General features: G+C 68.7%; 5 protein-coding genes. 4 read left to right on the top strand and 1 reads right to left on the bottom strand.

All coding sequences use genetic code 11. The annotated features are described in order from the left end of the window. Window positions 1-2342: DUF748 domain-containing protein (locus HV783_RS26460; RefSeq protein ID WP_175190172.1), on the top strand; the 2342-nt coding region annotated here is incomplete at its 5' end. A 62-nt stretch (window positions 2343-2404) separates the two neighbouring features. Continuing rightward, on the top strand, window positions 2405-3289 hold the full coding sequence (locus HV783_RS26455) for a dienelactone hydrolase family protein (protein ID WP_054500968.1): 885 nt from the start codon (window positions 2405-2407) through the stop codon (window positions 3287-3289). A gap of 807 nt (window positions 3290-4096) precedes the next feature. Here HV783_RS26455 and HV783_RS26450 read toward each other — a convergent pair. After that, on the bottom strand, window positions 4097-4522 hold the full coding sequence (locus tag HV783_RS26450) for a hypothetical protein (RefSeq protein WP_054500969.1): 426 nt from the start codon (window positions 4520-4522) through the stop codon (window positions 4097-4099). A gap of 230 nt (window positions 4523-4752) precedes the next feature. Here HV783_RS26450 and HV783_RS26445 point away from each other — a divergent pair, with 230 nt between their 5' ends. Together HV783_RS26445 and HV783_RS26440 are read left to right on the top strand one after the other, a co-directional pair. Continuing rightward, complete coding sequence (locus HV783_RS26445; protein ID WP_049075637.1) at window positions 4753-5256, top strand: peroxiredoxin; 504 nt, start codon at window positions 4753-4755, stop codon at window positions 5254-5256. Window positions 5257-5345: 89 nt separating this feature from the next. Beyond that, window positions 5346-6761 carry an MFS transporter gene (locus tag HV783_RS26440; RefSeq protein WP_054500970.1) on the top strand — a complete coding sequence of 472 codons (1416 nt, stop codon included), beginning with the start codon at window positions 5346-5348 and terminating at the stop codon, window positions 6759-6761. Window positions 6762-6766: the final 5 nt, after the last annotated feature.

The following is a 6766-nucleotide window of genomic DNA, read 5'->3' as shown; positions in this document are numbered from 1 at the left end:
CCGCCGCCTCCACGCCCAACGACGCCTCGCCCGCGGCCGCCACTTCCGACGCGCCACCCGCCGCCGACGCCCCGCCCAAGCCCGCCGCGCCCGCCGAATGGAAGGTGACGCTGGACGCCTTCAACATCCACGAAGGCGAGCTCTACGTCACCGACGCCATCAGCAAGCTCGACTACACCCTGACCGGCCTGGCCGTCACCGTCGAGGGCGTGGCGCTGCCGCAGGTCAAGGGCGAACCCATCAATCTCTGGCTGACCGTGGACAACAGCACCGATGGCGGCTGGATCCGCGCCAAGGGCCCGCTGGTGCTGCAACCGCTGTCGCTGGAGCTGGCGCTGCGCATGGGCAACGTCGCGCTGGCGCCGTTCGCGCCGGCCGTGCGCAGCCTGTCGCCGATCCTGTTGCAGGACGGCCGCCTCGGGCTGACCGCGCAGGTGCACGTGCTGGACAAGAACGGCGTCATCGATGCGTCCGCCACGGGCGTGCGCGCCGAGCTGGCCCAGTTCAAGGCGCGCGACGAAACCCTGAATCCCGCGCTCGACGTCGCGCTGCAGCAACTGGTCGTCACCGCCGACCGCCTGGCCATGGGCCCGGGCGCCAGTAATTTCACGCTGGCCGCGGCCGGCATCCAGGGCGGCGGCAAGCTCGACCTGAAGGGCGCCTTCACGCCGCAGCCGCTCAGCGTCAAGACGTCGGTCGACCTGTCCGGCCTGAACGTCGCCTCGTTCGCGCCGTACTTCGCCTCCAGCCTGAACGCCACCGTGCGCGCCATCACGCTGGGCGCCAAGGGCGACGCCGAATTCGCGGCCGCCAACGGCAGCGCGCCGATGAAGGCCGGCTGGAAGGGCGGGGTCGATATCACCGACGTCGACCTGCAGGACCGCGTCAACAAGGACGACTTCCTCAACTGGAAGCGCCTGGGCCTGTCCGGCATGAACGTCTCGGTGGCGGGCGAGAAGATCGTCGCCGGCCTGGGCGACATCGCGCTCGACGACTTCTACGGCCGCATCCTGCTCAATGCCCAGGGCCGCCTGAACGTCATGGACCTGGTGGCCGCGCCCGGCCAGGCCGGCGGCTCCATCACCCAGGACACGCAGACCCCCGGTCGGCGCGCCGAACCGCCGGCGCCGGCGGCCAAGGGCGGGGGCATGCCCGACATCTCGCTCAACAGCGTCACGCTGACGCGCGGCCGCATGACCTTTACCGACCGCTTCGTCAAGCCCAACTACGTGGCCGAGCTGTCCAGCATCGACGGTTCCATCACGGCCGTGTCGTCCACCAACCCGCAGCCCGCCAAGGTCAAGGTCACCGGCCGCGTCTACACCACCGCGCCCCTGTCGATCAGCGGCGTGGTGCAGCCGTTCGCCAAGTACCTGTCGCTTGACCTGAAGGCCTCGGCCAAGGGCGTTGACCTGCCGCGCTTCAACACCTACTCGGCCAAGTACGTCGGCTACCCGATCAAGCGCGGCAAGCTGTCGGTGGACCTGGAATACAAGATCAAGGACCGCGCGCTGCTGGCCACCAACCACGTGGTGCTGAACCAGCTCACCTTCGGCGACAAGACCAACAGCCCCGACGCCACCAAGCTGCCGGTGCTGCTGGCCGTGGCCCTGCTGAAGGACTCGCGCGGCAACATCGACATCAACCTGCCGATCTCCGGGTCGCTCGACGACCCCGAGTTCTCGGTCGGCGGCATCGTCGTGCGGGTGCTGCTGAACCTGGTGGTCAAGGCCGTCACCTCGCCCTTCAGCCTGCTGGCGTCGGCCTTTGGCGGCGGCGAGGAACTGTCGTACGTGGAATTCGCGCCCGGCAGCGCCGCGCTCACCGATGACACGCTGCAGCGCATCGACACCCTGACCAAGGCGCTGGTCGATCGCCCCGCGCTCAAGATGGACCTGAGCGGCCGCGCCGATCCCAAGACCGACCTGGACGGCCTGCGCCAGGCCTGGGTCGACGCCCAGATCCGCCTGGCCAAGGCCCGCGACGTCGCCCCGCGTGGCAAGAAGCCGAACCCGGCCGGCGTCGAGGTCTCGGGCGCCGAGCGCGCCAAGTACCTGGAAAAGGTCTACGACGACACCGATCTCAAGGACAAGCCGCGCAATTTCATCGGCATGGCCAAGTCGGTGCCGCCGCAACAGATGGAGGAGATGCTGCGCGCCGCGGCCCCGGTGGGCGACGAACAGTTGCGCCAACTGGCCGACGCGCGCGCGCAAGCGGTGTATGAGAAGCTGCAAGCCCAGGAAGGACTCGCGGATCGCGTGTTCATCGTTGCCCCGCAACTGGACGCCGATGGCATCAAGGACGAGGGCCTGCCCTCGCGCGTGGACTTCTCCCTGAAGTGAACCCCGGCGGTTCGCCAGGACGCGGCCGCGTCCGGCGGCCGTCCCTTGCCCGGAGATGCATGATGAAAGACCAGGACGCGCATTTCGACAGCCTGCTGCCGCCCCTCAAGCTGGACCGCCGTGGCTTCATCGCCACCACCGTCGCCGCCGGCTTCTCGCTGGCCGCCGGCCCCGCCGTCGCGCAGACCGCCATCAAGACCGACGCCAGCGGCCTGACCGCCGGCAAGGTGGACATCCCCACCGCCGATGGCAAGATGCCCGCCTACCGCGCCGCGCCCGCCGGCAAGAAGAACCTGCCGACGCTGCTGGTGGTGTCCGAGATCTTCGGCGTGCACGAATACATCCAGGACGTCTGCCGCCGCCTGGCCCACCTGGGCTACCTGGCCATCGCGCCCGAGCTGTTCGCGCGCCAGGGCGACCCGTCCAAATACACCGACATCCCCAAGCTGCAGGCCGAGATCATCAGCAAGGTGCCCGACAAGCAGGTGCGGGATGATCTCGACGCCACCGTCGCCTGGGCCGCCGCCCACGGCGGCAGCGACGACAAGCTCGGCATTCTCGGCTTCTGCTGGGGCGGCCGCCAAGTCTGGCTCTACGCCGCCCACAACCCCAAGCTCAAGGCCGGCGCCGCCTGGTACGGCCAGTTGGGCGGCGACCCGAGCGAACTCAAGCCCCGATCGGTCCTGAGCCTGGTCAACGACCTCAAGGCCCCGGTCCTGGGCGCCTACGGCGGCAAGGACGCCGGCATCCCCCAGACCGACGTCGACAAGATGCGCATCGAACTCGCCAAGGGCCCCGCCGCCGCCAAGGCCTCCCGCATCGACGTCTACCCCGAAGCCCCCCACGCCTTCCACGCCGACTATCGGCCGAGTTACCGCAAGGCCGAGGCGGAGCAGGCTTGGCAGAGGATGCTGGACTGGTTCAAGCAGAATGGGTTGGGTGGTTGAGGCGTTGCGGTGGTTCTTCGTAGGCCGCCCCTGGCGTCGGCCGGGCAGGCGGGGCGCGCCCACGATTGCGGTCCGGAGCCTTCGCTCCGGACTTCCCCCTCGTCATCTTCGTTGTCGCCTTCGGCGACGGCCTTCAGATTCCCTCGGGCGCATCGAGGTTGCGCCCCGCCTGCCCGGCCGACGCCAGGCGCTACCGACATCTGCATAGGTGAGGCCGCTCGGGCGGGGTGAGGGGAGAGATCTTGCGTCGCCCGCCGGGACCGGCTGCGCGGGCAGCCGGTCCCGGCATACGCTTTGGCGGTGCGTCGAAGGGCTGGCGCTGCGCGCGGGTGGAGAGGAGGAAGGTGGCTGCAACGTCGTTGACGGGCGGCCTGCGGCTATCCGTTGGACGCCAATCCCGACACTCCAGATTCCGTTTCCAAACGCTCATGTCGCACGCACACGCGCAGCGTTCATCCTGAACTGCAAGACCCCGCGTAAGCCAAAAAAGGCCGCCCGCGCGGCCGGCTTTGGCGGGCCCCGCAAATTCCTCCGCCCCCCGTAGATGCGGCCAAGCATGCCAAGCACCCACCTCGCCCCAACAATGCGGAAACCAAGACATCCTGAGCCCGGCGGGACGGCGGCAGGCGGGGGCGGGGCGTGTAGATGCGCCCGACGGAATCCGAAGGAGTCGCCGAAGGCGAGGACGAGGATGAGGCAGGGGCAGTCCGGAGCGAACGCTCCGGACCGCAATCGTAGCCCCGCCCCCGCCTGCCGCCGTCCCGCCGGGCGGCTCAAGAACCCAAACCCCCACTCACAAAAAAGCGATCACTTCTCCGCACTCTCCCCCGGCAACCCATCACTAACCTCAGCCAACGCGGCCTTCATATCCTCATAGGAAATCACCCGCTCATTCTGAAAACTCCCCAGCACCCCCCGGCACCCGTCGACGCCGGACCGCTTCATCTCCTCCATCATCCGCGTCCCATCCGCCAACCCCTTCTGATAGAGCCCGTCATACCCCGCCGCCGAAAACCCGTATTCCTTGGCATACCGCTCCAGGTTCTTGCGCGAGGTCGCCTGGTGCTGCGCCAGGTCGGGTTCGGACGCCCCGCACGAACGGGCCGCGCCGTTGGAGGCGCCCGCCGCCACCACGAACGATTCGAACTGGGCCTGCTCGGCCGCGTCGGGCGCGGCCCAGGCCGGGGCGGCCACGGCCATCGTAAGGGCCAGGCCGATCAGCATCTTGCGCATCGGTTTGTCTCCGCAAAGCGCCCGCGCGCGGCCATCGCGCGCGGGCATTGAACACGCCCACATTATGGCAACGAACCCCGCGCCGCCCCGCGTGTGGAGTCGTTTCAGACTGTGCGGGTTTTTTTCCCGATCTGTCCGGCGGGCCAGCAAGCGCAACAGACACGAACTATGATGAGGGCTGTGGGGCACCTCCGCCCCAATGCGACACCCCCAACACTGGAGATTTCCCCATGAGCATCAAAGTCGGCGATCGCGTGCCTGATGGCACCCTGACCGAATTCATCGAAACCGAAAGCGAAGGCTGCTCGCTCGGCCCCAACGCCTTCCAGGTCGCCGACCTGACCCGCGGCAAGACCATCGCCCTGTTCGCGCTGCCCGGCGCCTTCACGCCGACCTGCTCGGCCAAGCACCTGCCCGGCTACGTCGAGCAGGCCGCCGCCCTGAAGGCCAAGGGCGTCGATGAGATCTGGTGCGTGTCCGTCAACGACGCCTTCGTCATGGGCGCCTGGGGCCGCGAACAGAAGACCGCCGGCAAGGTCCGCATGCTGGCCGACGGTTCCGCCCTCTGGACCAAGGCCCTGGGCCTGGAGCTGGACCTGATCCAGCGCGGCATGGGCGTGCGCTCGCAGCGCTATTCGGCGCTGATCGTCGACGGCGTGGTCAAGCAATTGAACGTCGAAGGCCCCGGCAAGTTCGAAGTCAGCGACGCCGCGACCCTGTTGTCGCAACTCTGATTTCCCGCGCAGTTCCCGTTTCATCGCTCAATGCGCGGGCCGCTCGCGCGGCCCGCGCCGCTACTCCCCGGCAGGAGTAGCCAGACGCCATGCTCGCAACCCTCTCTTCTTTCTCGTCGCTCTATTTCGCGACCCTGCTGATGCTCATCGGCACCGGTCTGTTCAACACCTACATGGGGTTGAGGCTGACCGCGCAGTCCGTCAGCGAGATCTGGATCGGCGCCCTGATCGCCGGCTATTACCTGGGCCTGGTGTGCGGCGCGCGGCTGGGGCACAAGCTCATCATCCGCGTCGGCCACATCCGCGCCTTCGTTGCCTGTGCCGCCGTCGCCACCAGCATGATCCTGGCGCAGACGCTGGTCGACTCCATGCCGCTGTGGCTGGTGTTCCGCGTCATCTCGGGCATTGTCATGGTGACCGAATTCATGGTCATCGAAAGCTGGCTCAACGAACAGACCGAAAACCACCAGCGCGGGCGCGTGTTCTCCGTCTACATGGTGGTGTCCGGCCTGGGCACGGTGCTGGGGCAACTGGCCCTGACCGCCTACGCCACGCTCGACCTGCGGCCATTGACCCTGGTGGCCATGTGCCTGGTGCTGTGCCTGGTGCCCATCGCCGTCACGGCGCGCTCGCACCCGCCGACCCCGCTGCCGGCCGCGCTCGACATCCGTTTCTTCATGCGCCGCGTGCCGCTGTCCATGACCGTGCTGTTCGTGGCCGGCAACCTGTCCGGCGCCTTCTATGGCCTGGCGGCCGTGTACGGCGCCAAGCACGGCCTGACGACCTCGCAGGCCGCCGTGTTCGTGGCCGCCGCCGTCACCGCCGGGCTGCTGTCGCAATGGCCCATGGGCTGGCTGTCCGACCGCATCAACCGCGCCGGCCTGATCCGCTTCAATGCGTTGCTGCTGGTCGTGCTGCCGACCGTCATGTGGGGCTGGCTGACCTTGCCCTATTGGGCGCTGGTGGCCATGTCCTGCGTCTTTGGCATCCTGCAGTTCACCCTGTATCCGCTGGGCGCCGCCTTCGCCAACGACCACGTCGAATCCGAGCGCCGCGTCAGCCTGTCGGCGGTGCTGCTCATGACCTACGGCGTCGGCGCCTGCGTCGGCCCGATGATCGCCGGCCTGCTGATGTCGCTGGCCGGCCCCAGCATGTATTACGTCTTCATCTCGGCCTGCGCGCTCATCCTCGTGTGGCAGGTGCGCCCGACGCGCGTCACCGGCGCCCATCAGGTCGAGGAAGCGCCGGTGCATTTCGTGCCGATGCCGGACACGCTGCAGAGTTCGCCGGCCGCCGCGGTGCTGGACCCACGGGTCGATGTGGAGAACGACATCGGCATCGAGATGGTCCAACCCGAGCCTTCGGCCGCGCCTGCCTCGGCGCCGGTGGAAGGCGCCGGCGCGGTGGATCCCCCCATCGCGGCCATGACCGCCACGGCCGAGCCGGCGCGGCCCGAGCCCGACGCCGAGGATCAGGCGGCGCGGCAGCCCCGCACCGGCACCTGAGCGCC

Origin of the sequence: Achromobacter dolens (genome assembly GCF_902859745.1) — a bacterium.
In the GTDB taxonomy this organism is placed as follows: domain Bacteria; phylum Pseudomonadota; class Gammaproteobacteria; order Burkholderiales; family Burkholderiaceae_B; genus Achromobacter; species Achromobacter dolens.
Note: the sequence above shows the minus strand (reverse complement) of the source record. Positions and strands in the feature narration are given on the sequence as shown.

Bases quoted from the DNA above. Each gene is read 5' to 3' on its own strand.
- HV783_RS26450 (WP_054500969.1), bottom strand. From the start codon at position 4,522: ATGCGCAAGATGCTGATCGGCCTGGCCCTTACGATGGCCGTGGCCGCC.
- HV783_RS26445 (WP_049075637.1), top strand. From the start codon at position 4,753: ATGAGCATCAAAGTCGGCGATCGCGTGCCTGATGGCACCCTGACCGAA.
- HV783_RS26440 (WP_054500970.1), top strand. From the start codon at position 5,346: ATGCTCGCAACCCTCTCTTCTTTCTCGTCGCTCTATTTCGCGACCCTG.
- HV783_RS26455 (WP_054500968.1), top strand. From the start codon at position 2,405: ATGAAAGACCAGGACGCGCATTTCGACAGCCTGCTGCCGCCCCTCAAG.